The sequence below is a fragment of the Terrimonas alba genome (assembly GCF_042434975.1).
In the GTDB taxonomy this organism is placed as follows: Bacteria; Bacteroidota; Bacteroidia; order Chitinophagales; family Chitinophagaceae; genus Terrimonas_B; species Terrimonas_B alba.
This window is the reverse complement of the sequence record NZ_JBHMQM010000002.1, coordinates 616105-642485: the sequence shown is the minus strand read 5'-3', so window position 1 is coordinate 642485 and position 26381 is coordinate 616105. Positions and strand designations below refer to the sequence as shown.

25 protein-coding genes are annotated in these 26381 nt (G+C 42.3%); 6 read left to right on the top strand and 19 right to left on the bottom strand.

Annotated features, from left to right (window positions below; genetic code table 11):
- Positions 1–104: 104 nt before the first annotated feature.
- The 12 genes from ACFEL9_RS07600 to ACFEL9_RS07545 form a co-directional block, all read right to left on the bottom strand.
- Positions 105–1793 (bottom strand): L,D-transpeptidase family protein, encoded by a 1689-nt coding sequence (locus ACFEL9_RS07600; protein ID WP_385887905.1) that lies wholly within the window; start codon positions 1791–1793, stop codon positions 105–107.
- Between the two features lie 193 nt (positions 1794–1986).
- Positions 1987–2175: a thiamine-binding protein gene (locus ACFEL9_RS07595; protein ID WP_385888623.1), complete on the bottom strand. Its 189-nt coding sequence runs from the start codon at positions 2173–2175 to the stop codon at positions 1987–1989.
- Between the two features lie 111 nt (positions 2176–2286).
- The gene (locus ACFEL9_RS07590; RefSeq protein ID WP_385887902.1) at positions 2287–2586 is read right to left on the bottom strand and encodes a DUF952 domain-containing protein; all 300 of its coding nucleotides are present in this window, start codon (positions 2584–2586) and stop codon (positions 2287–2289) included.
- Between the two features lie 16 nt (positions 2587–2602).
- Positions 2603–3601 carry a chorismate synthase gene (locus ACFEL9_RS07585; RefSeq protein WP_385887900.1) on the bottom strand — a complete coding sequence of 333 codons (999 nt, stop codon included), beginning with the start codon at positions 3599–3601 and terminating at the stop codon, positions 2603–2605.
- Between the two features lie 11 nt (positions 3602–3612).
- Entirely contained in the window at positions 3613–4905 is a 1293-nt protein-coding gene (gene aroA, locus ACFEL9_RS07580) for a 3-phosphoshikimate 1-carboxyvinyltransferase (protein ID WP_385887897.1), read from the bottom strand.
- Positions 4906–4934: 29 nt separating this feature from the next.
- Positions 4935–5990: a 3-dehydroquinate synthase gene (aroB, locus tag ACFEL9_RS07575; protein WP_385887894.1), complete on the bottom strand. Its 1056-nt coding sequence runs from the start codon at positions 5988–5990 to the stop codon at positions 4935–4937.
- Positions 5991–6183: 193 nt separating this feature from the next.
- Entirely contained in the window at positions 6184–7272 is a 1089-nt protein-coding gene (locus tag ACFEL9_RS07570) for a chorismate mutase (protein ID WP_385887892.1), read from the bottom strand.
- A 265-nt stretch (positions 7273–7537) separates the two neighbouring features.
- Positions 7538–8473, bottom strand: coding sequence for a prephenate dehydrogenase (locus ACFEL9_RS07565; protein ID WP_385887890.1), 936 nt, complete (start codon positions 8471–8473; stop codon positions 7538–7540).
- Between the two features lie 75 nt (positions 8474–8548).
- The gene (locus ACFEL9_RS07560) at positions 8549–9703 is read right to left on the bottom strand and encodes a pyridoxal phosphate-dependent aminotransferase (RefSeq protein WP_385887888.1); all 1155 of its coding nucleotides are present in this window, start codon (positions 9701–9703) and stop codon (positions 8549–8551) included.
- Positions 9704–9832: 129 nt separating this feature from the next.
- Positions 9833–10741, bottom strand: coding sequence for a prephenate dehydratase (locus ACFEL9_RS07555; RefSeq protein WP_385887885.1), 909 nt, complete (start codon positions 10739–10741; stop codon positions 9833–9835).
- 375 nt (positions 10742–11116) lie between these two features.
- A complete protein-coding gene (locus ACFEL9_RS07550) occupies positions 11117–12808 on the bottom strand; it encodes a DEAD/DEAH box helicase (protein WP_385887882.1) in 1692 nt (563 codons plus the stop codon).
- Between the two features lie 191 nt (positions 12809–12999).
- Positions 13000–13212 (bottom strand): hypothetical protein, encoded by a 213-nt coding sequence (locus tag ACFEL9_RS07545; protein ID WP_385887879.1) that lies wholly within the window; start codon positions 13210–13212, stop codon positions 13000–13002.
- A gap of 141 nt (positions 13213–13353) precedes the next feature.
- On the opposite strand from ACFEL9_RS07545, the gene ACFEL9_RS07540 reads away from it, so the two are divergent.
- Complete coding sequence (locus ACFEL9_RS07540) at positions 13354–13923, top strand: RNA polymerase sigma factor (protein ID WP_385887876.1); 570 nt, start codon at positions 13354–13356, stop codon at positions 13921–13923.
- The gene (locus ACFEL9_RS07535; protein ID WP_385887873.1) at positions 13923–15038 is read left to right on the top strand and encodes a S1C family serine protease; all 1116 of its coding nucleotides are present in this window, start codon (positions 13923–13925) and stop codon (positions 15036–15038) included. Before ACFEL9_RS07540 ends, ACFEL9_RS07535 begins: the two co-directional genes overlap by 1 nt.
- A gap of 71 nt (positions 15039–15109) precedes the next feature.
- Here the strand turns inward: ACFEL9_RS07535 and ACFEL9_RS07530 are convergent, their stop codons facing one another.
- On the bottom strand, positions 15110–16012 hold the full coding sequence (locus tag ACFEL9_RS07530; RefSeq protein ID WP_385887870.1) for a nucleotidyltransferase family protein: 903 nt from the start codon (positions 16010–16012) through the stop codon (positions 15110–15112).
- Between the two features lie 63 nt (positions 16013–16075).
- On the opposite strand from ACFEL9_RS07530, the gene ACFEL9_RS07525 reads away from it, so the two are divergent.
- Both ACFEL9_RS07525 and ACFEL9_RS07520 read left to right on the top strand, forming a co-directional pair.
- Positions 16076–16957 carry a 1-aminocyclopropane-1-carboxylate deaminase/D-cysteine desulfhydrase gene (locus ACFEL9_RS07525; RefSeq protein ID WP_385887868.1) on the top strand — a complete coding sequence of 294 codons (882 nt, stop codon included), beginning with the start codon at positions 16076–16078 and terminating at the stop codon, positions 16955–16957.
- A gap of 70 nt (positions 16958–17027) precedes the next feature.
- Positions 17028–17747 (top strand): hypothetical protein, encoded by a 720-nt coding sequence (locus ACFEL9_RS07520; RefSeq protein WP_385887866.1) that lies wholly within the window; start codon positions 17028–17030, stop codon positions 17745–17747.
- 40 nt (positions 17748–17787) lie between these two features.
- On the opposite strand, the gene lipB is transcribed toward ACFEL9_RS07520, so the two are convergent.
- Positions 17788–18555 carry a lipoyl(octanoyl) transferase LipB gene (lipB, locus tag ACFEL9_RS07515; protein ID WP_385887864.1) on the bottom strand — a complete coding sequence of 256 codons (768 nt, stop codon included), beginning with the start codon at positions 18553–18555 and terminating at the stop codon, positions 17788–17790.
- A gap of 109 nt (positions 18556–18664) precedes the next feature.
- On the opposite strand from lipB, the gene ACFEL9_RS07510 reads away from it, so the two are divergent.
- Positions 18665–19732, top strand: coding sequence for an RluA family pseudouridine synthase (locus tag ACFEL9_RS07510; protein WP_385887862.1), 1068 nt, complete (start codon positions 18665–18667; stop codon positions 19730–19732).
- Positions 19733–19784: 52 nt separating this feature from the next.
- On the opposite strand, the gene ACFEL9_RS07505 is transcribed toward ACFEL9_RS07510, so the two are convergent.
- The 5 genes from ACFEL9_RS07505 to ACFEL9_RS07485 form a co-directional block, all read right to left on the bottom strand.
- Positions 19785–20726: a hypothetical protein gene (locus tag ACFEL9_RS07505; RefSeq protein WP_385887860.1), complete on the bottom strand. Its 942-nt coding sequence runs from the start codon at positions 20724–20726 to the stop codon at positions 19785–19787.
- Positions 20727–20731: 5 nt separating this feature from the next.
- Positions 20732–21313, bottom strand: coding sequence for a peptide deformylase (def, locus tag ACFEL9_RS07500; RefSeq protein ID WP_385887858.1), 582 nt, complete (start codon positions 21311–21313; stop codon positions 20732–20734).
- Between the two features lie 103 nt (positions 21314–21416).
- Positions 21417–21827, bottom strand: coding sequence for a Holliday junction resolvase RuvX (ruvX, locus tag ACFEL9_RS07495; protein ID WP_385887855.1), 411 nt, complete (start codon positions 21825–21827; stop codon positions 21417–21419).
- 80 nt (positions 21828–21907) lie between these two features.
- Positions 21908–22879: a UbiA-like polyprenyltransferase gene (locus ACFEL9_RS07490; RefSeq protein WP_385887853.1), complete on the bottom strand. Its 972-nt coding sequence runs from the start codon at positions 22877–22879 to the stop codon at positions 21908–21910.
- A 113-nt stretch (positions 22880–22992) separates the two neighbouring features.
- Entirely contained in the window at positions 22993–23517 is a 525-nt protein-coding gene (locus ACFEL9_RS07485; RefSeq protein ID WP_385887850.1) for an RNA methyltransferase, read from the bottom strand.
- Between the two features lie 186 nt (positions 23518–23703).
- On the opposite strand from ACFEL9_RS07485, the gene mutS reads away from it, so the two are divergent.
- The gene (gene mutS / locus ACFEL9_RS07480) at positions 23704–26349 is read left to right on the top strand and encodes a DNA mismatch repair protein MutS (protein ID WP_385887847.1); all 2646 of its coding nucleotides are present in this window, start codon (positions 23704–23706) and stop codon (positions 26347–26349) included.
- Positions 26350–26381: the final 32 nt, after the last annotated feature.

The following is a 26381-nucleotide window of genomic DNA, read 5'->3' as shown; positions in this document are numbered from 1 at the left end:
TTACCCTTACAAACCGCGTAAATATTACAAGAAAAACAATTGTGAAGTTTGAAAGTGCGATAGAAACAGAGAATCAAAATCACTAAAGCAGGTTGTGTTCTCACTTACTTTCCTGCAAAATATTTTGCCTGCAATGCCTTGTCTTCACCATAAATATCATCATAAAATACCAGCCTCCCTTCTTTGCCTTCACAGGTAAAGTAACGAATATAAAGCGGCAGACGGTTCTTTACAGGGATCACATGTTTTTCCTTCCGCTCCAGCCAGGCTGTCAATGAATCCTCAGTTGGTGAAGGCTCGTCGAAATACAGATCCTTATAATCATAGCGAACAATATAGTAAGCCAGCTCTTCCCATTCCTGTACTCTTACGCAACCATGACTTAATGATCGCATTTCACGACTGAATAAATATCGCTGGTTGGTATCGTGCAGGTACACGGCATACTTATTGGGAAAATTGAATTTTAAAATGCCTAAAGCATTTTCATCACCACTACCCTGCACCACTTTGTATGGAATGCCTTTACTGTATTTTGACCAATTGACATCACCAGGATTAATAATATCGCCATTGTTATCGATCAGTGTATAACCTTTGCGGGCCAGGTAATTCGTATCTTTTTTTAAGCCAGGCAATATTTCTTTAACAATGATGCTGGTAGGTATGGTCCATTGCGGATAGGTGATCATATCTGAAATGGCACTGGTGAGTAATGGGGTGCGGGTAATATTTTTTCCGCAAATGATCTTCGATGAAATCAATACTGTATCATTTTCTATCAACTTCAAATTAAAAGCAGGCAGGTTCACCCATAGATACCGCTCAGGCATTTTTTCCGGCAACTTTTTATACCGGTCAAGTGTAATGGCGATACGAATAAACTTATCCCTGTCCGATTCATTTAGCAGCCGCAAAGTACCCTCGCCGGCTTTTCCGTCGACTGTTATTTTTTTACTGCGCTGAAATTTTTTAACCGCGTCAGCTAAGCTTGCTGAATCAGCCTTAATACTATCATAAGCGATAAAGCCGCCCTCATACAACCGGCGCTGCAGTAGCACGGGGTAGTTAATTGAATCTTTTTTTGGTGATGGAACAATGGTGTAAACCCGGTTATCGGCGCTGTCCAGGAAGCGCTTAATTCCTTCCTTCAAATTGACATAACCTTCATGAGCCGGTTCCAGTGCATGAAAGATATTGGTGATTGATCTGCTCTGTTGAGCTTGCTCAAATTGTTGCAGGTAGAATTCATCGATCAATGTCGTGTCTTTTCTCTGCGTCATGCTGTCCTTCGGCAACCGCCCCAATTTTAAATCTTTGATGATGTGAATGAACGCATCCGACAGCATCAGGTCAGCCTTTGCCCAAAGCACCACGTCTTTTTTTGCCAGCGTATCCGTCAGCAATTTTTTATTCAATGAATCCAAATCGTTATGATGGTAATCCTGCGGGAATAAGCCAAACAATTTTGCATCCCTTATAAACCGAAACATTGAATCGGCCAGCGGTTCCCAGCTTTCCTTACTACTCCATACAGAAGCAAAATTTCTTTTTTCATACACCAGTTGCACCTGCGGCGTATAGGCCAACCGGATGCTGTCATCGATCTTTCCATTATTGGATAATGCAAAGGCCAGCGAGCTTTGGATAATGTCCGGTATCTTCTTTTCCAGTTCTTCCGGTGTTTTTGCAATCTCAGTTACAGGGGGACGCTTGTCATTATTGCATGCTATAACTATGCAACAAAAAAATGAACACAAAAAAAGAGAGTACAACAATACTTTTTTAACCATGCTAAATCCAGGATGTGGTGGTGATCTTATTATACGACTTTAATCCCATCAACACATATTCATAACAAATTAAGCAATCCTGCCAGTATTTGTGGGTTGCCTGTTTGTTATTTTTCTAAGATGCTGTTAATAAACAGAACAAAAAAGAAAAGCCGTGAAAAAATTTATTAAAAGGGTTTTGTCCACCGTAAGTTTAGCGGAATTTGTCCGTTTTTTCATTCGCAGTTATACTTCGGCCGCTCCTGATCTGCAACTGTACATTACTGATCCACTCAGCACAGCCTTTGCTATAAAGAAATTCGTTTATCGCATGAATGACTTGCGTGACCTCATCATAAGTCCCTTCCAATACAGTGGCAAAAGGACCCACTTCGTGACGAATGCCGGAGTGCTGAATAATGGCAATGGCTTCATCGACCCATTCATAAGGGCGTTTATCTAAAACGATGGAACAATTTGAATAGATGCGTTTACAAGGTATCCGTGCATATGTTTAAATGGCTATTATATCCGTGACAGCCTCCTGGTTTATGGGACCATATACATGAGGAAAAGTGTCTTTGGTAGACGGAGACCAGTCAAATACAAAGCGGCTGGTGAGTTTATCGGTATCGATAACCAGTTTTACCAGGCCGGTTTTATCGGCAAAATATCTTTCCAAAACGCCGGCCACCTGGTGCTCCTGTGAACAATGAATAAAACCTTCTTCTTTCAGGGATGGTGCCTCATAGAAACCTTTCTGTTTGGCTGCATTCCATTCGGCAGCAGTGGTGACATGATAAATGATTGGCATAATCGTTATTCCTTTCTTACAATATTACTCTCTTAACCTGTTGTTCCAATAAAATTAAGTCAACCAAAGCAATTGCCGTGGCAGCTTCCAATATGACAGGTGCCCTGAGTGCTACACAAAGATCGTGACGGCCTTTGATAGAAAAATCTTCCACTTTACCGGTATCCCAATTCAAACTGTTTTGCTGTTTAGGTGTCGAGGCTGTCGGCTTGATGGCAATGCGAAACACTAACTCGTTGCCATTGCTGATGCCACCGACAATACCACCCGCATGATTGGTTCGCGTTTTGCCCTCCATATTTTCAATCGAATCATTGTGCTGCGAACCAAACATTTTTGCCGCAGCAAAGCCAGCGCCGAATTCAATTCCTTTTACGGCGGGGATCGCAAAAGCGATATGGGCAATTTGAGATTCTACCGAATCAAAAAACGGTTCACCTAAGCCAACAGGTAACCCGGTAACACGACATTCCACTAAACCGCCCACTGAATCTTTGGCGTCGATAGCTTTTTGCAGCCCTTTTTCTAAATCTGTTTCGCCACCGATCTCAATGACCGTTGATGCTATATTTATGCCTGATCCCAATAATTTTTTCGCAATAGCGCCTGCTGCAACCAGCCCTGTTGTTAACCTGGCACTGAAATGCCCGCCGCCGCGGTAATCCTCGTTGCCACCGTATTTTTGATGGGCTACCCAATCTGCGTGACCGGGCCGGGGAAAACTTCTTTGTTTTTCATAATCACCGCTGCGGGTATTGTTATTTTCAAACAATATCGTAATCGGAGCGCCGGTTGTTTTTCCATTAAACAATCCACTTTTAAAAAAGGGATAGTCGGCTTCCTGCCTGGGTGTTGTTCCTTTTTGCTTCCCTCCTTTCCTTCTTTCAAGATCTGCTAACAGATCCTCTTCCGATAGGGCAAGGCCGGCGGGACAGCCATCAATAACAATACCTACTGATTCGCCATGCGACTCGCCAAAAATATGTACACGAAATATGCGGCCAAATGAGTTCAATGTTGTCTGTTTTACTGGTTCAAAACTTGGTAGGGTAAAGATAGCGATGCACCCAATGCTTTAAGATCGCTGTAAAAATCAGGATATGATTTCTTTACGGCCATCGCTTCATCAATGATCACTTTACCCTCGGCCCGCAACGCGGCAACAGCACAGGCCATAGCAATCCGGTGATCGTGTCTTGAATGTACTCTTGCTCCTCTCACTTTATTGGATCCGTGAACGATCATAATATCTCCGTTCAATTCAATTTTTATTCCCATCTTTCCAAATTCTTCCTGCAGTGTCAATCCGCGGTTACTTTCTTTATGTGCTAAACGGCTTACTCCTTTAATGGTCGTTTTTCCTTTGCAATAAGCAGCCAGGGCAACTAACGGCGGAAACAGGTCAGGGCAATCAGTAGCATCAAAATCAAAGCCCGTCATGGCTGCCGGCGTGAGTTGTATGCCTTTTGCTTCAATAGCTATACCGGCATTGGCTTTCATTAATGCATCCACAATAGCTTTGTCCGCTTGTGTGGAAGTAATATCCAGTCCTCTTACTGTGATAGGACCTGCAATGGCACCTGCTACTAACAGGAAAGCACCGCCACTCCAATCTCCCTCAACAGTATAGTTGCGTGTTTCAGATGGCTGTTGATGATCTTCGTTTCCAAAGTAAAACTCTTCGTAATTCCTGTTCTCCGGCATCTTCATTCCAAACTGTTTCATCACATCCAATGTCAGGTCGATATAGGGTTTACTTTTTAAGTTGGTTACTTTCAAAGAAACATCTTTTGCATCAGCATAGGAATAAGCCATCAATAAGCCTGTAAGAAACTGTGAGCTCAAAGAACCATCTACTTCAATAGTTGCCGGTTGCAATGGCCCCTGCACTACTAAAGGTAATTTGCCATCATTGCTTTGGATATTGACTTTTAGCAGCGGAAATACCTGGTCAAAAAAATCCATCGGCCTGGTCAATAGACTTCCTTCACCGGTGATGGTGATCTCGTCCTTACTTAATGCAGTGATAGAAGCAAACATCCTGATGCTTAGCCCGCTTTCACCACAGTTTACCTTTCCTGCAACGGGATCAATGCCATTGCTTTTGACGTGCCAATCCTGGTCGATTAATTCCGTAGTAGCACCTAATGACTGTATGATACCCAAGGCAGCTTTATCATCATTACTGCGACCCGGGTTCTGAATAATTGTTTCACCTTTCGCCAATAAAGCAGCCGCACAAGCCCGCTGCATCGAACTTTTCGAAGCCGGCGCCTGGATATTGCCTTTCAACTGCGATGATTGTATTGTTACTTTCATGATCTGATTCGCCTATGGCGATGAGTAATCTAAAATTTTGAAATAATTTTTTCTAATTGTGTTAACGGAATGGATTTAACCACACCCTTCCCGATCTTTTCTAACAACACGTAATTCATTTCTTTTCTTTCTCTCTTCTTATCCATTTTCAACACGTCAAACACTTTTTGTTTGTCAAAAGACATATAAGTGGGCAAACCATATTGATCCAGCACTCTTACGACCTGATCGGTTTGCTTAAACCCCGTGAGTTGTTCTGAAATATGACAGGCATAGGTCATTCCTATCGATACTGCCTGGCCGTGCATCAGGTCATACTGATTTTCCAATGCATGACCGAGCGTATGCCCGAAATTCAATAGCCTCCTTTCATTTTTTTCAAACTCATCTTTCTGCACCACTTTGGCTTTGATCATAGCATTTCGTTGCACGAGGTTACAGATAGCGGCTTTTCTTTTTTGATAGGTGAGCAAAGAATTCATTTCCAGGTCACGGAACATGACCGCATCTTTTATGCATGCATGTTTGATGATTTCTGCAAAACCATTTTCCCACTCCCGCTGCGGCAGGGTATTTAGAAAAATCATGTCGTGCAGGATAAAAGAAGGCTGGCGAATAACACCTACCATATTTTTATACACGCCGACATCAATTCCATTTTTACCCCCGATGGATGCATCTACCAATGCCAGAAGAGATGTTGGTATAAATCCAACCCTCAATCCCCGCATATAGACAGATGCAACATATCCTGTAATATCGGTGATGACACCACCACCTATTCCAACCAGGGTTGTTTTGCGGTCCGCCTCCATGTCAATCAACTGTTGAATGATTGTATCAACCGTTGACTGCACTTTAAATTCCTCCCCCGGTTTTAGCACAATCGTTTTCCAGCCCTTGAATCTTTTTGCATGAGCATCAAAAAGATTTTGATCCGTGATCAGTATCGTTGCCTTGGGATCAGTAATCTTTTTGAGCTGACTGAAGCCAGCAGCGAAAAAGAAAGCCGTAGATGAACTGCCAAACTTGTATGTAACTCCATCTCCGCCAATCGGCGAAATGTTATTGGAACCTTTACTCATTAATAATATTTCAACTTTGCTCAATAGAATTACTGAACGTACAAGAGTGCGACGCAACGGAAGTTGACAATAGCACAATTGCTGATAAAAAAATAGAAAACCTATTCCTTTAATACACCGTCAACAATAAAATGGATACACGACCTAAGTCTCCCCTTTCCTTCGACTATGCTCAGGACGGGACAGGGGGTGCTTAACTATCCAACACCTTTTTCTGGTGATTGATACTTTCCATGTGCACCGCATCAAAATATTTCACGATAAACTCCTTGCTCAATCCTATCTTCTCTCCTTTTTGGGATGCTCTTTCGAGTATCTCGTTCCAGCGGTTGGTTTGCAGGATCGTAATGTTGTTATCCTTTTTATATTGACCGATCTTATCAGCGATCTTCATACGTTGACCCAACAATTGCATCAACTCATCATCGAGATGATTGATCTGCTGGCGCAATTTTTCTAACGCGGCATGAAACTCATCTGAATTAATATCTTCTTTTCTCCAGATGATGGTATCCAGCATTTCTTTCAATTGCTCGGGCGTTATTTGTTGCTTGGCATCGCTCCAGGCATTGTCCGGATCAATGTGGCTTTCAATCATCAACCCATCAAAGTCAAGATCTATTGCACGTTGTGACACATCCAATAAAATATCACGACGGCCGCAGATATGTGAAGGGTCATTGATGATCGGCATACCGGGATTACGACGTTTCATTTCGATAGCCAAATGCCACATCGGCGCATTGCGATATTCTGTATTTCCATAAGAAGAGAACCCCCGATGGATCAAACCAATTTGTTTGATGCCGGCTCGTGCAACACGTTCAACGGCGCCACTCCATAACTCCAAATCAGGATTGATCGGATTTTTAATGAGCACCGGTACATCCACACCACGCAAAGCATCGGCTACTTCCTGCACACTGAATGGGTTTACGGTTGTTCTTGCACCGATCCACAATACATCCACATCAAAAGTCAGTGCATCCTGCACTTGCTTACCGGTTGCCACTTCAACTGTTGTTGGAAGACCAGTCAGCTTTTTTGCCTGCTGCAGCCATGGCAAACCTTTGGCGCCAATACCTTCAAACAAACCGGGTTTGGTACGGGGTTTCCAGATGCCTGCACGAAGCATATCCACTTTGCCTGTTGCGGCTAAACGCTGCGCTGTTTCCAGCACCTGTGCCTCTGTCTCTGCACTGCACGGTCCGCTGATGATCAGTGGCCGTTTGCCCCATGCCTTCTGCACGGTTTCATTTGTTGGTTGTTCTGTTGTCTGCATACTTTTATATTGGTTTGTAAAGTTAAGCTCCATTTGTGTGAAGCATTTTTAATTTTATGTTTTATGTTACTAGTAGTGAGCGTGGCCGAACTATTGTTTTTCATAGCACCTGCCTGCCGGCAGGCAGGTCGGCTGTTGCGTCGCACTCTTCAAGGTTCGGTTCGGTATTCAACAATTGTCAGAACCGGGATTTATTAGATTAAAAGATAAATGGGATCATAACTTTCTCACACATCTCAAAAAACCTATTAATCCAAGTTCATACTTACTTTATTATCCTCCTGATCATGTTTGCATGTTCAATCAATCCTTTCAGCTCTTCTGCTTGCCCATTCTGTATACTATCCCTAAACTTTGTCAACTGTGCAATATGCTCATTCAGTACGTCCAGCACATTTTCCTTATTCTGCATAAAAATGGGTACCCACATAGCGGGGTTACTTTTTGCCAGTCGCACCGTACTTTCAAAGCCAGCTGAGGCTAATTCAAAGATGGCATTCTCTTCTTTTTCCTTTTCCAATACTGTATTCGCCAAAGCAAAAGAGGTGATATGTGAAATATGACTGACATAGGCAGCATGCAGGTCATGAGCTTTTGCTTCCATTTCCAGCAAATGCATCCCGATCTTCTTATACATTCCTTTTACCCATTCCAGCGCATCCACGTCACTTTCCTCGGCGTTACAAATAATGACTGCCTTATTTTCATAGGCGCCACGCACCGCTGCCTGTGGACCGCTGTATTCGGTACCCCACATAGGATGCGTGGCTACATATCTCCCCCTTTTGGGATGATCTTTTATTACTTCAATCAATTGATGCTTGGTAGAACCCAGGTCAATCACAATTTGCCTGTCAATCTTATCCATAATGGATGGCAATAGTCCCACCAGTTTATCAACCGGTATCGCCAGCACAATAACATCCGATTCACTGATTGCTTCATCCAGCGGCATTGTTTCATCTACCAGTTCCAGTTCAACCGCCTTTCTTGCATGTTCGGGATTTGCATCCACGCCAATCAACTTCGACGAGAGTTTCTTCTCATGTAACTGGATGGCCAATGATCCACCGATCAGTCCAACACCTACTATCGAAATTCTTTTTCGAGCCAAGGCCCCACCCAGCCTCCCCAAAGGGGAGGAGCCCACTTCACTAACCTCGCTTTTCGAAGACCCTGATTGCTTTGATCGCTCCTTCATTAAATTATTTTTCAAATCAAGTAATATAATTCCAACTTTCAGACTCTAAAGTCTTCCGCCAGCTGGCGGAGAGATTTAGAGGGTTTTCTTGATTCTTTCAATCGCCTCTTCAAATCTTTCAATCGAACCGCACAAACTTACCCGGATATATTTTTCTCCGGCACTACCAAAAATTCCACCCGGCGTAATAAATACATTGCTGTTATATAAAACTTCGTCACTTACTTCATAACCATCTTTATATTTTTTAGGAATACCGGCCCAAACGAAAAGACCAACCTGCCCACGGGAGTATTGGCAGTGTAATAGATCCAGCAATTCAAAAACCTTCTCTCTTCTTTCCCGATAAATAGCATTCACTTCATCCTGCCACTCTTTGCCCAATGCAAGTGCTTTTGCTGCTGCCAATTGTACCGGTAAAAACATCCCGCTATCCATATTGCTTTTGAACCGGAGCACTTCTTCAATCCTTTCTTTAGCACCGCAAAGCATACCTACCCGCCAGCCCGCCATATTATGGCTTTTACTTAAAGAGTTTAATTCGATTACCCATTCTTTAGCTCCCTCGATGCTTAATAAACTCAATGGATTATCATTCAAAATGAAGCTATAAGGATTATCATGAACAATAAGTATCTTATGTCTTTTGGCAAAAGCAATAATTTTCTCAAACAACTCTCTTGAAGACGCCTGGCCGGTTGGCATTTGCGGGTAGTTGACAAACATGAGTTTCACCTTTTTCAATCTCTTCTCATCCAGCTTGTCGAAATCAGGCTCGTAGCTATTTTTTTCTCTTAGTTTATAATCAACACATTTACCACCCGCTAATTTTACAGCACTTGTATAAGTCGGATAACCGGGATTAGGCACCAATACTTCATCACCCTTGTCGAGATAGGTCATGCAGATATGCATGATGCCTTCTTTACTACCAATCAGTGGCAATACTTCGGTATCAGGATTCAGTTCCACGTTATACCACCGCTGATACCATTCGCTTATCGCTTTTCTCAACACCGGCGAGCCTTTATAACCCTGGTACGCATGTACATTTGGCTTTGCCGCTTCTTCCTGTAATACTTTGATAACCTCCGGATGTGGTGGCAGATCGGGGCTGCCAATGCCAAGGTTAATGATATTCTTCCCGGCCTTGTTGAGTTCGTCAATTTCTCTCAGCTTTTGCGAAAAATAGTATTCGCCAATTCCTTCTAATCGTTTACTGGTTTGCATATCTTCTTAAATATCTTTTTACATGCCGCTCCTCCGGAGCTTTATACAATTATTACTTTTTCTCTTCCTATTAACATGCCGCCCTTTTGGGGCTCTCCTTCAAATCAATTAATCCACCCAAATCAAGGTTCAGACAGTTTTTCCTCTCTTATAAACACCATATATTTTCAATGCTTCCGTCAGTGGCTTCAGGCTCTCAATCACTTTTTCAAATTGCGCTGCCGAATCAAATTCCATATCCGCATGAAAGCTGTATTTAAAATCACTACCTGGTATCGGAAAACTTTGCAGCTTGCTTAAATTGATTCCGCCTTCTGCAATCTTCGTCAGCACTTTTGCAAGACTACCTCTCGAGTGATCGGTATGAAAATTTACCGAAGCCTTGTCTGCACCTTCCACTGGTTGCGCCGCATCTTCCCGCTGCAACACCAAAAACCTGGTGTAATTATTTTTCATCGTATGGATATTCGGGGCGATCACATCCAGTTCAAATAACTCCGCGGCAAGTTTGCTGGCAATGGCTGCGATATGTTTGCTTTTGTGCTGGTGAATATGTTTGGCACTTAAGGCCGTATCATCAGTCTCCACCAGCTTCCATTTGTATTTGTCTAAAAAATCATAACACTGTTGCAGGGCCATGGTATGCGAATGCACTTCCCGGATATCGTCCAGCCTCACACCAGGATTCACCAGCAGGTTTTGTCTGATGTGGAGATATACTTCGCCGGTTATTTTCAAATTACTTTTTTGCAACAGGTTGTAATTGGGCAAGATACTGCCGGCAATGGAGTTCTCAATAGCCATTACACCACCGTCACTTTCTTTTTTATTGGATGCAATTTTGATCACGTCCCTGAAAGTGGCACACGGCAACACTTCTACGTTTTTACCGAAAAATTGACGGGCGGCGACCTGGTGAAAGCTGCCTTCGTATCCCTGTATGGAAATGGGAAGCCCCCTCCGCCCCCTAAAGGGGGAACTTGCATCCGCACTTTCCTCGCTTTTTGAAGTATTTGATAATTCTTGCACTTCTTTCATTATCTTATTTTTCAAATCAATAATACCATTTCAACTTTCAGACTCTTAAGTCTCCCTTTAGGGAGATTTAGAGGGTTTCATTTCAATTTTCAGACTCTTAAGTCTTCCGCCAGCTGGCGGAGAGATTTAGAGGGGCCTGGCCAAAAAAAATCCCGGCCTTTGAGCCGGGATTTCTTTATGTTGATTTTAGTTGTTCTATTTTGTTTTCAACAAAAGCATTCCCGGCTTCATTCTAAAATAAAAGAAGCTAAAATAAAAACCGAAGAATGTGTTTGCTGTTGTCATGCTTCAACAAATATAATCGCTCATAAAATTCTGAACAATTATTTTTTTTATTTTTTCCGATCAAACGTTTGAATTGTTAACGGTAGATCATCAATCTCTACCTTTCCTTCTGTCACCACCGGTGTTCGCATCATTCATTCTTATCTTACGACCGCGATAATTTTTACCATCCATTGCCTTGATCATCTTCTTACCTGCCGAAGGTTCAATCTCAATCCAGCTGGTCATTTCCTTCATATCGATACGTCCCAACACTTCTTTCTTCAGGTCACTCATATCCAAAATGAATTGCAGGAAACTCGCTTTATAAAAACCATCTTTTGTTCCCAGGTTTACGAACAGTCGTTGATAGTTTCCGTTACCACCAAAACTTCTTCCTTTTGTATCACGATCTCTTTCTCTTGCCGGAGCTCTCTCACCTCTTTCAGTTCTTCTGTCCGTTGCTCGTCTTTCATCACGCATGTTGAGGTCAGCAGCGTTTTCATAATATTTCAGGAAACGATCAAACTCCAGGGCAGCTACCCGTTGCAGGATCTCTTCCTTTTCTACATTTTCAAATTTCTCTTTCAGTAAAGGCAGGTAGGTTTCATATTCACCATGACTAATATCGGCCTGCAACATCTTATCAATAAAATGAAAAAATTGTTTGCGGCAAACATCTTTACCACTCGGTATGTCCATTTTGTGAACACGGGTATTTACCAGCCTTTCAATCTGTCGTAAGCGATAAATCTCCTTGGGCGTTACGATTGAAACAGAGACTCCACTTTTTCCTGCACGGCCAGTACGGCCGCTTCTATGTGTGTACACTTCCACATCATCCGGTAATTCATAATTGATAACATGGGTAATACCAGTAACATCAATACCACGAGCCGCTACGTCTGTAGCAATAAGCAACTGGATACTTTTATCCCGGAACAAACCCATCACTTTGTCACGCTGTTGCTGTGTCAGGTCACCATGAATCGCATCTATATCATAGCCCTCTCTGGTCAATCGCTCCGTTATATCCTGCGTATCGGCCTTGGTGCGGGCAAACACGATACCATATATACCGGGATTGAAATCGATGATACGTTTTAACACCTCGTACCGGTTGTGATGCTGTGTTGCATAATACTGGTGATCAATATTGGCATTGCCTGCATTCACCTTACCAATGGTAATCTCGAAAGGTTGATCCATATAGCGTTTGCTTACCTGCCTGATCTCCGGTGGCATGGTAGCACTGAACAACCAGGTGCTTTGACGGTTGGGGGTATTTTTTAAGATGAACTCAATGTCATCTTTAAAACCCATGTTGAGCATTTCATCTGCTTCATCCAATACCACGTAATGGATCTGTTCCAAATTGATCGCTTTTCTTTCAATCAGGTCGATCAAACGGCCGGGTGTGGCCACCACAATTTGGGTTCCTTTCTTCAAATCCCGGATCTGCATCGAGATAGAAGTACCGCCGTATACCGCTGTAACGGAAATGTGACCTGCATTTTTTTTGAACGTTGTAAGATCACTTGCAATCTGGAGGCAAAGCTCCCGTGTCGGGCAAACGATCAGTGCCTGCGGAAAGCGATTTTCTTTATTAATAAGTTGTAATAAAGGCAAACCAAAAGCAGCGGTTTTGCCAGTACCTGTCTGGGCCAGGCCAATAAAATCTTTTGTGCCTTGTAGTAGAACAGGAATGGCTTTTTCCTGTATGGGGGTTGGCTGTGTAAAGCCGAGGGCGGTGATAGAACGCAAAATGCCTTCTTCAATGCCTAATGATTCAAATGTAACCACTGATTAAACGATTTAAAATTGATTTTCACGGACAGGGGACGCAAAGGTAGATGATTTATCCCTGGCAGCCTCCATTAAGTTGTCTGCCTTACTCCACGAAATCCTTCAAAATCCTTTAATCCGTGATAAAAAAAAGCCGTTCCGGTTAATCGGAACGGCCACCTAACGATTTGCTTGCCGTAAGGGATTTCTTATTTTTTGATAGAATCTTTCACTGCAGAAGCTGTAGAATCGATAGCAGATTTTACAGAATCAGAAGTTACCTCTACAGAATCTTTCTGAGCTGTAGCAGTAGAATCTACTGTGTTAGTCAAACTGTCTTTTACTTCTTCAGTTTTGCTTTCGTTGTTACAAGCTACAAAACCAAGGCTAGCTACTGCTAATACGATAAAAAGCTTTTTCATTGTGATTTTTTAATTTTTATTTTATGAAATATTTCAGTGTTTATACCGCAAGCGGGAAAAGGTAACCCATGTTTTTAAAATAAATTTTTTAGGGGTGGGCAGGGTTACTATTTTTAAAAAAAAGTATTAAATAACGGATAAGTGAACCAAGAGAATAACGAACGAATTTTATTGCAAGGATTAGCCCGCAACGATAAGAAGGCCGTTGAAACGATCTACAAGGAGAATTATAGCACGGTTCAGTCCCTGGTAATCAACAATAACGGCTCGGCCGACGATGCAAAAGATATTTTCCAGGAGGCCATGATCATACTCTATGAAAAAGCAAGATCCGGCACCTTTGAACTAAACTGTTTGATCAAGACCTATGTCTATTCTGTAGCAAGGCGCCTGTGGCTCAAGAAATTACAGCAGGCCAGCCGGTATACTGGTGAGTTAGGAAATGCAGAAGGAGTGGTACAGGTGGAAGACGATATCGAGGGGCATGCCCGCCGCGACGCCGAATTTGAAATGATGGAAAAAGCCATTTCCGGTTTGGGGGAGCCTTGCAAAAGCCTGCTGGAGGCTTTTTACCTGCAAAAAAGAAATATGCAGGAAATCGCAGCCAACTTTGGCTACACCAATGCCGAAAATGCTAAGACACAGAAGTATAAGTGCCTGATGAGATTGAAGAAAATATTTTTTACTCATTATAAAAACGGGAGTGTGTGATGAATGAGCACAATGAAATAATGATTCTCGACGCAGTTGAAAGGTATATCCGTGGCGAAATGAACCCGGATGAGCGATTACATTTTGAAAATCTGCGCAAAACAAATGGTGAAATTGATCAATTAGTAGTTGAGCATACTTTGTTTTTGCAGCAAATGAACCGTTTTGGTGAATGGAAGAAATTTCATTCCACCTTGCATGATGTACATACGGACCTTGCCCAGCAGGGTAAGATCAACGCTGATAAACTGAAAGGCAAAGCCAAAGTGGTGTACATGTGGAACAAGTACAAAAAGGTAGCCGCCATTGCCGCATCAATTGCCGGTGTTACAGCTCTTACTTTTAGTTCGCTGGTTTGGTCATTCTCGCCGGCTACCAGTAATAAGAAGTTGGTGGAGGATCTCAGCCGTGATATCCAAATTGTAAAAGCCGAGCAGCGTTCGCAAAAGAATGCGGTAAATAACCTGAGAAACCAGATCACTGTTGATCCTGCCATTACATATAAATCAGGGGGATCGGGTTTTTTAATTGATGGTAAAGGTTTATTGGTTACCAATGCCCATGTTGTAAGAAATGCCCGCAATATTGCGGTTCAAAATAAGTCAGGCGCCAGCTTTAATGCCAGGATTGTATTGATCGACGAAGTGAAGGACCTGGCGATCTTAAAAATTGAGGATACAGCCTTTAAAGCGTTCGCCTCAGTGCCGTATGCAATCAGCAAATCATCTACCGATTTGGCATCACCCATTTATACATTAGGCTATCCCCGCGATGAAATTGTTTACGGTGAGGGATACCTGAGTGCAAAAACCGGTTTTAATGGTGACACGCTAAGCTGCCAGATCTCTATTCCGGCTAATCCTGGTAACAGTGGCGGACCGGTGCTGAACCAGCAGGGCGAAATCGTTGGTATATTAAGTACAAGAGAGACTGCTGCTGAAGGTGTTGTTTTCGCTTTGCAGGCAAAACATATTCATAAAGCATTAAATGACCTGAAAAAAGATACTTCTTATCAACGGGTGAGGCTGTCTTCAAAATCATCACTGGCCGGCATGGACCGTACACAACAGGTGAAGAAAGTAGAAGATTATGTTTTTATGGTTAAAGTGAACTAAGTCCTTCTCTTTCATAAAAAAGCAAAGCCATTCGCAATGCGGATGGCTTTACTTTTTGAATTCAGTTGATATTATTTTTCAACCCATAATCTCTGGGGATATTCTCCGTCATTAATAAGCTTATTCAAGCTATTCTCAACAAACGGAGCATCTTCTTTATAGGTCACACCAAACCATGAGGAAGTAGTGGGAATAATCTCTACCCTTCCACCCTCTTTGATAAATTGGTCAGCAACAATCGGAATAAAAAATTCAGATTTTAATTCCTGGCCATATTGCTGCAAGAATTCACGAAACAGTTTTTGTGTATACGAAAAGAAAGAAGGATCGAAGCACCAGAAGTTCATCGAAACTCTAGTATCCAGCGAGAGTTCCTTTGGTTCCAAACCGTCATCCACTGTAATCTTATCTCCTTTCTTACCAATATTGATTCTTTCGGTTATACCGGCAAGATGACCAGTTTCATCCAGGCTGCAGACGCCCCTGTTCACTGTACCGTAGTCAGAAAGCGTTTTCAACAAGTCATACCCAACGATTGCATAGTTTTTTTCGTTGCAATCATTTACGAGAAAATCCGCGGCATTTACAAAGGCATCATGACCATAAAAATCATCGGCATTGATCACGGCAAACGGTTCGTTTATCTTATCCTTGGCACATAATACGGCATGTGCAGTTCCCCATGGCTTTTGGCGGTCGGCCGGGTAATCATATCCCTCTGTAAACGCTTCCATATCCTGGTACACATAATCGATAGCGATACGGTCTTTTAATTTGGGTTCAAATATTTCTTTAAAGTCATCAGCAAATTCACGACGGATGATAAATACAACTTTGCCAAATCCTGAGCGGATTGCATCAAAAATTGAGTAATCCATAATTGTCTCGCCACCCGGTCCAAATCCTTGTATCTGTTTCATACTTCCATACCTTGAAGCCATCCCAGCTGCCAATATTACCAATGTCGGTTGCATAGAGTCTTAAAATTTTTGGGCACGAAAATAAACTAAATTCGCTACCTATTCATGCTATTTTAAATGCCTGATCCATCGTTTGACCGAATAACAACTGATCGTATCCATTCTTTTAATAAGCATGACATCGAAATTGAAGTCTTACGCCTGGATAAAATTGACCCGGTCATCTCCGGCAACAAATGGTTCAAACTACGTTACTACATTCATCAGGCCAAAGTCAATAATAAGAAAGGGATACTGACATTTGGGGGTGCGTGGTCTAATCATATCGTTGCCACTGCGGCAGCCTGCCAGCAACACGGACTTCAATCTATTGGCATTATACGGGGAGAAAAGAGCCTTTATCTTTCTAATACCCTGAAAAAGGCGGAAGACTTTGAGATGCAGCTTGTCTTTATTCCACGTTCATCTTATCAAAAAAAAGAGATACCATCAGACTTAGACATCAGTGAATATGCAATCGTAGAAGAGGGCGGCTATGGCCAGTTGGGAGCAAAAGGCGCAGCTACCATTTTAAAATGTTGCAATAAATCGTATGCGCATTATTGTTGCGCAGTTGGCACAGGTACTATGATGGCCGGTATTATTAATGGCGTATCAGGCAATCAACAGGTGATTGGCGTCAGTGTTTTAAAAAATAATTTTTCCCTGGCCACGCAGGTGCAATCGCTCCTGGACAGTGACAAAAAAAATTGGTCCATCCTGCATGACTACTCTTTTAATGGCTATGCTAAACACACACCGGAGTTATTGCAGTTCATGAATGCATTTTACAGACAAACAGGCGTTCCTACTGACTTCGTCTACACCGCCAAATTATTTTACGCCATTACTGACCTGGTTGAGAAAAATTACTTTCCCCCGGGTAGCAAAATCCTTGTAATTCACAGTGGTGGCCTGCAGGGAAATGACTCGTTAAAAGAAGGAACGCTGCTATTTTAACATTCTTGGCCATGTATGGTATATTTGTTGCTTATGGATGCAAACAATCCATATCTTCCGTTTTTGAATTATGAAAAAACTCATCCTGTTTCTCTTTATCATTTCACTTGTAGCGTCCCGCAGTTTAGCCCAGGATACCCTTCCCAAATTTTCAGTAAAAAATGTCGGTAACAACCGTATCGTTGTTGGCTGGGTCAACACTTTTGAAACAGTGAAGCAGATCAGTATTCAACGTTCTTTTGATAGTACAAGAAATTTTAAGACCATACTTACCGTAGCGGATCCCACGCTTCCTGAAAATGGATTTGCCGATACAAAGGCCAATCATGACCAGATGTTTTATCGTCTTTACATCATGCTTGACAAGGGTGCTTACCTTTTCAGTGACTCAAAAAGACCCTTTAAGGATACTATAGTAAAAAAAGATGCCGCGGTGAAAACAGACATGCCCGGGTTGGTAGTGCCGGTGATCATCAGTGACAGTGTTGTAATAGGACCGGTAGCACCTAACAACCGGCCCAAAGCTGATATGTTTATTCCTTCGAAAAGAGTCTTTACTTATAAGGATGGATATGTAAGAGTATTATTACCGGATGAAGAAGAAAAGAAATACAGTATTAAATTCTTCACCCAGGAAAATGAATTGCTTTTTGAATTAAAAGAGGTAAAGGAAAAAGACTTCAAAATTGATAAGGCAAATTTTTACCATGCAGGTTGGTTCAAATTTGAATTGTACCAGGATGGTGAACTGTTGGAGAAAAATAAGTTCTATATACCAAAGGAGTTTTGATCAATTGGCAATAGACAATTAACAAATCAGACTCAATCGCCTATTGCGAATTGTCTATTGATCTTAGCTCTGCCTCAAACACTTTTTCAAAATTTCTTTTCACCTTTTCCTTTGCCTCCCCGAAATCCACCGGTCGTCCCAGTTCTTTTTGTAATGAAGTCACCTGTTTATCCTGTATGCCGCAGGGTATAATGAAATTGAAATAATCGAGATCCGTATTGACATTGAATGCAAACCCATGCATAGTAATCCAGCGGCTACTGCGAACGCCGATTGCGCAAATCTTTCTTTCCCGGCCTTTTTTATCAGCATCCAGCCACACACCCGTTTCTCCTGCAGAACGACCGGAGTCGATACCATATTCTTTCAATGTCAGTATAATCACCTCTTCAATATTGCGCAGGTACTTCCCGATATCGGTATAAAATTTTTCCAGGTCCAGGATGGGATAGCCAACTATTTGTTGCGGCCCATGAAACGTGATATCACCACCACGGTTAGTACGGAAAAAATCAATGCCCCTTGCTTTCAAATTTTCCTCGCTCAGCAACACATTTTCTATATGACCGCTTTTCCCTAATGTATAAACGGGAGGATGCTCTACGAATAAAAGATAGTTGACAGTTGACAGTTGGCAGTTGGCGGTTGGCGGTTGTGAGTCTGAAGGTAGAATTCCGACTTCTGACAACTGACTTCTGATTTCTGACTTTATCCTGACATTTTCCTGCAGGAGACTCTCCTGGTAGTCCCAGGCCGTTTTATAATCCATGCTCCCCAAATCCCTGAAAATAACCAGTTGCTTGCTCATAGTAAACGGCAAATTTACGATCCTGCTTTTAAATTGACTTCTGACAAGAATGCTATAAAAACAAATTGAAATCCGCACCTTTGCAGGATTGCAAAAATGATACGGCACTATGAATGAGGAAAATGAGCTCGAATCCCAGGAAATTATTGACAATAACGATGAACTGTATGAAAGGTTTACCCTGACGGTAGACAAAGGCCAGGAACCGTTACGCATCGATAAATTCCTGATCAACCGGATAGAAAGAGGAACCCGGAATAAGCTGCAACGTGCTATCAATACAGGTATGGTGCTTGTAAATGGTAAAGAAGTAAGGCCTAATTATAAAGTAAAGCCAAACGACGAGATTATTGTTTACTCAGATACAGATCCTGAAGAATCAGAAATAGTTCCGGAGAATATTCCCCTCAATATTGTATATGAAGATGACTCACTGATGGTGATCAATAAACCAGTGGGCATGGTGGTGCACCCGGGCAGCGGCAATTATTCCGGCACATTGCTGAATGGCGTGGCTTATTATCTGCAACAAAAAAATCCAGCTGTTTCAGAAGCTGTCCTACCCCGCTTTGGTTTGGTGCATCGTATCGATAAAAACACCAGCGGCTTACTGGTATTGGCAAAAACGGAACATGCCATGCGGATGTTGGCCAAGCAATTCTTTGATCATACAGTAAAACGGCAGTACGTGGCGTTAGTTTGGGGCGATATGCAGGAAGATGAAGGCACCGTGGTTGCCCATATTGGTCGTCACCTGAGGTTCAGAAAACAGTTTGCTGCCTACCCCGAAGGTGATCATGGCAAAGAAGCGATCACTCATTACAAAGTAATGGAACGTTTTGGCTATGTAACATTAGTACAGTGCGTACTGGAAACCGGCCGCACTCACCAGATCAGGGTGCATATGAAGTATATCGGGCACCCATTGTTCAACGATGATTTTTATGGCGGTGATAAAATTGTAAAGGGAACAGTGTATACTAAATACAAACAGTTTGTCGATAATTGTTTTGCTATTTGTCCCCGCCAGGCTCTGCATGCAAAAACGCTGGGCTTTGTACATCCCGAAACAGGTGAGGAATTATTTTTTGACACGGAACTGGCAGATGATATGAAACAGGTGATCGAGAAATGGAGAAAATATATTAGTGCAGTAGGAAACCAGATGGAGAAATGATGTCAGAGATGGGGAGTCAGAGGTCTGAGATCAAGACATCCGACTTCTGACCTCACTGTTTAAAATCAAATAAGGTCGCAGTAAACACTCCCCTTTCTCTTTTTTTAAACACTACATCCCAATTACCTTTGTAGCGGAGAGTTTTGGGAACCAAATAGTCACCAAATTTTGTCATCTCTACCTCCATACTCACATCAAAATCATATACACCGGCGTCATAACTAAGGCTATAATTGCGGGCCACTACTTCCATGGTCAATGCGTCAAACCAGGTGACCATGTTATCAATGACGATTTTATCTCTTTCCCCACCCGATAAGTCTTCCCTGGCTTTCACCGTAAAAAGATAACAGGGCTTGCCCCCATATTCTATCTGGTCAATCATAAAATCATAATAAGCTGCTACTTCCGGATCGAATACATTTATCTTATTACCGATAAAAGGAATACCGGGGATTTTTTTGCCGGGATTGAAGAACAACATTTTCAATTGTTCTTTATGCCTGGCAATACCTGATTTTCCTTTCGCATCAAAAGAAGTCCCTTTTACAATATTATTTTCACCACAAATTTTTCCATCGGTGAAAAACAAGCCGGCGTATAACCCGGCAGTATAATAGTTGAATTCTTTATCGGAATTATAAAAATCACCCTGCGTAGTTTCGGAAATAGTTTCCATAGTACGGCAACCGTTTTCTCTTACCTGCCTGGTCTTACTCTGCATGCCCGCTTTTTGCCGGTCTTTTTTATCCATGATGCGGATATCATTCAATGCTGTAAAGCCCAGCACATGCAGGTTTTTAAAGGCTTTGTAAAAGGTAGTGTCGTTCTTAACCCGATCGATAAATTTGGGAACATTGATATCCGTTCTTACCACTACTTCGGAAAGGTTAATCATTTTTGCAAGACGCTCATTGTCGAGCGAATCCTTTTGTCCATACATCGGCAGGATGGAAGAAAAAAGTAAGAGTACGAATAAGAGAAGCTTCTTCATACTGCTTATTTATCGGGGAAAAGCATTTTGTAGTCAACGCTTATCTTCCCTTTGGAAATATCGTTTAACCTGCCTTTCATCAGTTTTTTCTTGAGCGGTGAAAGATAATCGATAAAGAGTTTTCCTTCCAGGTGATCATATTCATGCAGGATTACTCTTGCTGAAATCCCGTTGAAAGTTTTTTCCTGTGGCTGAAAATTTTCGTCTACGTATTGAAGCGTCACTGTCTCATGCCGGTAGATATCCTCCCTGATTTTCGGAATACTGAGACAACCTTCGTTATAGGGCCATTCTTCACCGTCAAGCTCTTTTATATGGGCATTGATAAAAACGGATTTGATACCGGGTGCGTCGGGATAATCTTCTTTATCTTTTTCATCCATATTTTCAAACATTTGCACGGTGTCCACCACAAACAGCCGGATGTCCCTGTTAACCTGCGGCGCAGCAAGGCCAACGCCATTGCTGGCATACATGGTTTCCCACATGTCTTCAATAAATTTTGACAAACCGGGATAATCCAGTGTAATATCGGTGGCAAGTTTTCTTAAAACCGGGTGGCCATATGCTACAATCGGGAAGATCAAGTTTAAAAGTTTAAAAGTTTAAAAGTTCACAGGTTCACAAGTTTGAGAGCCTTTAAATGCGCAAATTTAAGTCAACCTCTTCATTATTCTCCACCTGGGCGGACTAGGGGTTCCGGATATACTCCTGCAACATTATGGTGGCGGCTATTTCATCAACAAGTGCTTTATTTCTTCGCTGCATTTTTTTAAGCCCCATTTCCAGCATGGCGTCTTTCGCCATTTTGGAAGTATAGCGTTCATCCACTTTTTTGATGGGAATGGCCGGAAAGTTTTTTTGGAGATCTTTGATGCATTTCTCCACCAGCGGGGTAGCATGGGTGTCGGTATCGTCCCAGTTTTTTGGTTCACCGATGATAATCAGCCCTACCGGCTCCTTGGAAAAATAGTCCTTCAGAAAAGGGATCAACTGTTTTGATTCAACCGTCGTGAGCCCGGTAGCAATAATTTGCAAAGGGTCCGTTACGGCAAGGCCGGTACGTTTGAGACCATAATCGATGGCTATTATCCGGGGCATGAGATTGAACGCTGATTTTTAAGATTTTTACGATTGCGCAGACATGATAACCGAGCATAACGATCATGATAATCTGCGTTCTAATTTATAAACAGATCGGCAATAACGAATATCGCAAACACAACACTGGCTATTCCATTAGCCGTCATAAAAGCCAGGTTTACTTTTCGAAGATCATTGGGTTTGACGATAGAATGCTGGTAGATCAGCATGCCTGCAAACACCGCAATGCCGATCCAATACAGCCAGCCAAAACCTCCATACAAACCCGCACCAATTACACAAGCCGCACTTAATACATGGAGCAATTCTGATACCCGCAATGCTCTTGCCTTGCCTAACCATGCCGGAATAGAATAAAGTTGCTGTGATTTATCAAACTCTTCGTCCTGCAAGGCATAGATAATATCAAATCCACTGACCCAGAATATTACTGCCAGTGAAAAGAGAATAGGCAACAACGAAAACTGTCCCGTCACCGCCAGGTAAGCACCAATAGGTGCCAGTGATAAACCCAATCCCAACACCAAATGGCAAAGCGGCGTAAACCGTTTGGTATAACTGTAACCTAATACAACTGCCAGTGCAATGGGTGAAAGATAAAAGCAAAGTTTATTGATAAAGAAAGTACAAACAATAAACAATAGGCAATTGACAATAGTGAAAAGTAAAACACTATTTGCTTTTAATATACCTGCTGGAATTTCTCTTATTGCGGTCCTGGGATTTTTGGCATCAAAGCTTCGGTCGAGATAACGGTTGAAGGCCATGGCAGCACTGCGGGCAAAGACCATACAGAGGACAACTAAGACCAACAAAATAATACCCTCATAAAAAGCTTTGGTGTCTTCAATATTTAATCGCCATCGGCCAGAATATTTATTATCCGCTTCCCCCAAACCAATCGTTTTATTTAAATTCCATTGCCCCGTTCCATATATAATTTCCATCCCATCAAATGCACCCAAAAAAAACCCAATCATCGCAAAAGGCATTGCGAAAATGGTATGGGAAAATTTTATAAGACTTAAATATTTTTTTACTGTACTCATTTTAAATTTTTAATGTCTGAACTAGGACCTGCCGGCAGGCAGGCAAGTTTGGAAGATGTTTGGAATTATTGGGATTTCATCCTACTAATCCTATCAATCCCATAAATCCCGGTTCAGACAATCTTATTTCGGACAAGTTCCCATAGCACCACTCCTGCCGCCGTCGCAATATTCAACGAATGCTTCATGCCCAATTGTGGAATCTCAATTGTGCCATCACATAAACCAATGGTTGACTGCTCAACACCCGTTACTTCATTGCCGAAGATGACAGCTATTTTTCCTGCCGCATCAAATTTTTCGAGAGAAATACTGTTTTCTACCTGTTCAATGGCAAAAACTTTGTAACCATCCTGCCTCAAATCCTCCACAGCTTCTTTAGCCGAGGGAAAATGTTTCCAGGCAACCGTTTCTTCGGCGCCAAGGGCTGTTTTTTTGATCTCTTTGTGCGGTGGTTTGGCGGTGTATCCGGTGATATAAATGGCTTCAATCAAAAAAGCATCGGCCGTGCGAAAAACACTGCCAACATTATAGGCACTGCGAACATTTTCCAGTACGGCTATAACAGGGGTTTTGGGAGATTCTCTAAATTCTTCTACCGTTTTGCGGCCCAGCTCTTCCATGCTCAGTTTTCGCATGGCGCAAAATTAACCGGTCAGGATGGAAATATAAAACCCTGCAAATGATTACAATTAATTTCAATCAAAACAGGTGAAGTTTCAAATATCGCTGGGGTAAGCTAATTTATACACCAGTTACGCAAGCCGGAACAGTTGAATCAACACTTCCTTATTTTTGCCCTCCCTAAAACGGCGATTTCCCTGATGGCTAAAGCGAAAGTTGAAGAAACTCCCATGATGCAGCAACACCGGGCTATTAAGCAAAAATATCCCGATGCTATCCTGTTGTTTCGTGTGGGGGATTTTTATGAAACCTTTGGCCAGGATGCAGTAATTGCCTCCCAGGTATTGGGCATTACACTGACCAAAAGGAACAACGGCGCAGCTTCTTCCCTTGAACTGGCTGGTTTCCCGCATCATGCCCTGGACACCTACCTGCACAAATTGGTAAAAGCTGGTTACCGTGTGGCTATCTGCGATCAGCTTGAAGATCCCAAACAGGCAAAAGGTGTGGTGAAACGTGGCGTGACGGAAATGGTGACGCCGGGTACCACTGTCAATGATAAATTACTGGAGCATCACAGCAACAACTTTTTGGCGGGGATACATTTTGCCGATAACGAACATTTTGGTCTCGCCTTCCTGGATATTTCAACGGGCGAATTTTTTATTGCCGAAGGTGACAGAGAATATGCGGATAAATTGCTGCAAAGTTTTAAACCGGCCGAAGTCATTTTTCAACGACACAAACAAAAAAATTTCAAAGAATGGTTTGGCGGGAAAATGTACACCTACACGCTGGACGAATGGATCTTTGATAAGGGATATGCAGAGGATGTTTTGCTGAAACATTTCCAGACCCATTCGTTAAAAGGTTTTGGTGTGGACGATCTCGGCAATGGATTAATTGCCGCCAGTTCCATTATTCATTACTTAAAAGACACGGAACATCCCAACCTGCAGCATATCACTTCTATTCAGCGTATCGACCGGGATGATTTTTTATGGATGGATCGTTTCACCATTCGTAATCTCGAGTTGGTGTACGGCAATTCAGATGGCAATCACACTTTATTGAGTGTGTTGGATAATACCGTATCACCGATGGGTGCCCGTTTGCTGAAACGCTGGATCATCTTCCCGTTAAAGGATATTCTCAAGATCAATGAGCGGCTGGAACTGGTGGAATTTTTCATCAAAGAAACTGACCTGCGCAATAAAATTGCACAATCGATCAAACAATGCGGGGATATAGAACGATTAGTTTCGAAAATCCCGATGAAAAAAATTAACCCCAGGGAGGTTTTACAACTGGCCAGGGGTTTGCAACAGGTCGCAACGATCAAGGAACTTTGTCTGACCGCTGGCAATGAATACCTCAAACGATTGGGCGACGCATTGAATCCCTGTCCCTATATCGCTGAAAAAATTTTTAAAGAGATTGTTGACAATCCGCCCGCTGTAGCTGCCAAAGGCGGCATGATCAATAAGCAGGTAAGCGATGAGTTGGATGAACTTCGAAAAATATCGCAGTCGGGAAAAGAATATCTCGTACAACTACAACAAAAGGAAATAGAAAGAACGGGGATCAACTCCCTGAAGATCGGCTTCAACAATGTGTTTGGCTACTACCTCGAAGTAACCAACCTGCATAAGAATAAAGTACCTCCTGAATGGATGCGGAAGCAAACGCTGGCGAATGCGGAACGTTTTATAACGCCGGAGCTGAAAGATTATGAAGAAAAGATAACTGGCGCAGAAGATAAAATCCTGCAATTGGAGTTGCAGCTGTATGAATTATTATTAAACGAATTGTTTGATTACCTCGCACCTGTTCAAAACAATGGTAATATAATCGCTATACTGGATTGCCTTTGCTGCTTTGCACAAAACGCCATTCATTATCAATACAAGAAACCGGTCTTGCATACAGGTCCTGAATGGAAAGTGAAAGAAGGCCGTCACCCGGTGATTGAAAGAAATTTACCGATTGGTGAAACCTATATTCATAATGACCTGGAGCTAAATAAAACGGATCAGCAGATCATTATACTCACCGGTCCGAATATGAGTGGTAAAAGTGCTTTGCTCCGGCAGACGGCGCTGATAACCCTTATGGCACATATCGGAAGTTTTGTGCCGGCTACAGAAGCAAAGATTTCTTTGACGGATAAAATCTTTACCCGTGTTGGTGCATCCGATAATTTGAGCGGTGGTGAGTCCACGTTTATGGTAGAGATGAATGAAACCGCTTCCATCATCAATAATATTACGCCCCGCAGTCTGATCCTGCTGGATGAAATCGGCCGCGGCACTTCTACATATGATGGCATCTCAATTGCCTGGAGCATTGCGGAACATTTGCACAATACCTCGCATCAGCCGATCACTTTATTCGCTACACATTATCATGAACTGAATGAGTTGGAAGATAAGTTTCAGCGCGTCAAGAACTACCATATCACCAACAAGGAAGTGGGCAATAAGATCATTTTCCTTCGTAAACTGGCGCCGGGCGGCAGTACGCACAGTTTTGGTATACATGTGGCGAAAATGGCAGGAATGCCACCTTCGTTGATTGAAAGGGCTAATGAAATATTGTCGCAGTTAGAAAGTAAGCATGTTGAAGGAGAAGAACCGGCTGAGGGAGAAAAGTCAAAGGTGAAAAGTCAAAAGATTTCAGATAAGGTGAAAAATCTTTCATTGCCGCAAATGCAGCTTTCCATCTTTGATGCGCATAGCGAAACCTTTGATGAAATAAGGAAACTGCTGGAATCAACGGACATCAACCGGCTCACTCCCGTAGAAGCTTTATTGAAATTGCAGGAGATCAAGAATAAGTTGAAATAACAATCATACAGCGTTTATTTGTAAATTTGAGA

Bases quoted from the DNA above. Each gene is read 5' to 3' on its own strand.
- ACFEL9_RS07600 (WP_385887905.1), bottom strand. From the start codon at position 1,793: ATGGTTAAAAAAGTATTGTTGTACTCTCTTTTTTTGTGTTCATTTTTT.
- ACFEL9_RS07590 (WP_385887902.1), bottom strand. From the start codon at position 2,586: ATGCCAATCATTTATCATGTCACCACTGCTGCCGAATGGAATGCAGCC.
- aroA (WP_385887897.1), bottom strand. From the start codon at position 4,905: ATGAAAGTAACAATACAATCATCGCAGTTGAAAGGCAATATCCAGGCG.
- aroB (WP_385887894.1), bottom strand. From the start codon at position 5,990: ATGAGTAAAGGTTCCAATAACATTTCGCCGATTGGCGGAGATGGAGTT.
- ACFEL9_RS07570 (WP_385887892.1), bottom strand. From the start codon at position 7,272: ATGCAGACAACAGAACAACCAACAAATGAAACCGTGCAGAAGGCATGG.
- ACFEL9_RS07565 (WP_385887890.1), bottom strand. From the start codon at position 8,473: ATGAAGGAGCGATCAAAGCAATCAGGGTCTTCGAAAAGCGAGGTTAGT.
- ACFEL9_RS07560 (WP_385887888.1), bottom strand. From the start codon at position 9,703: ATGCAAACCAGTAAACGATTAGAAGGAATTGGCGAATACTATTTTTCG.
- ACFEL9_RS07555 (WP_385887885.1), bottom strand. From the start codon at position 10,741: ATGAAAGAAGTGCAAGAATTATCAAATACTTCAAAAAGCGAGGAAAGT.
- ACFEL9_RS07545 (WP_385887879.1), bottom strand. From the start codon at position 13,212: ATGAAAAAGCTTTTTATCGTATTAGCAGTAGCTAGCCTTGGTTTTGTA.
- ACFEL9_RS07535 (WP_385887873.1), top strand. From the start codon at position 13,923: ATGAATGAGCACAATGAAATAATGATTCTCGACGCAGTTGAAAGGTAT.
- ACFEL9_RS07530 (WP_385887870.1), bottom strand. From the start codon at position 16,012: ATGCAACCGACATTGGTAATATTGGCAGCTGGGATGGCTTCAAGGTAT.
- ACFEL9_RS07525 (WP_385887868.1), top strand. From the start codon at position 16,076: ATGCCTGATCCATCGTTTGACCGAATAACAACTGATCGTATCCATTCT.
- ACFEL9_RS07520 (WP_385887866.1), top strand. From the start codon at position 17,028: ATGAAAAAACTCATCCTGTTTCTCTTTATCATTTCACTTGTAGCGTCC.
- lipB (WP_385887864.1), bottom strand. From the start codon at position 18,555: ATGAGCAAGCAACTGGTTATTTTCAGGGATTTGGGGAGCATGGATTAT.
- ACFEL9_RS07510 (WP_385887862.1), top strand. From the start codon at position 18,665: ATGAATGAGGAAAATGAGCTCGAATCCCAGGAAATTATTGACAATAAC.
- ACFEL9_RS07505 (WP_385887860.1), bottom strand. From the start codon at position 20,726: ATGAAGAAGCTTCTCTTATTCGTACTCTTACTTTTTTCTTCCATCCTG.
- ruvX (WP_385887855.1), bottom strand. From the start codon at position 21,827: ATGCCCCGGATAATAGCCATCGATTATGGTCTCAAACGTACCGGCCTT.
- ACFEL9_RS07490 (WP_385887853.1), bottom strand. From the start codon at position 22,879: ATGAGTACAGTAAAAAAATATTTAAGTCTTATAAAATTTTCCCATACC.
- ACFEL9_RS07485 (WP_385887850.1), bottom strand. From the start codon at position 23,517: ATGCGAAAACTGAGCATGGAAGAGCTGGGCCGCAAAACGGTAGAAGAA.
- mutS (WP_385887847.1), top strand. From the start codon at position 23,704: ATGGCTAAAGCGAAAGTTGAAGAAACTCCCATGATGCAGCAACACCGG.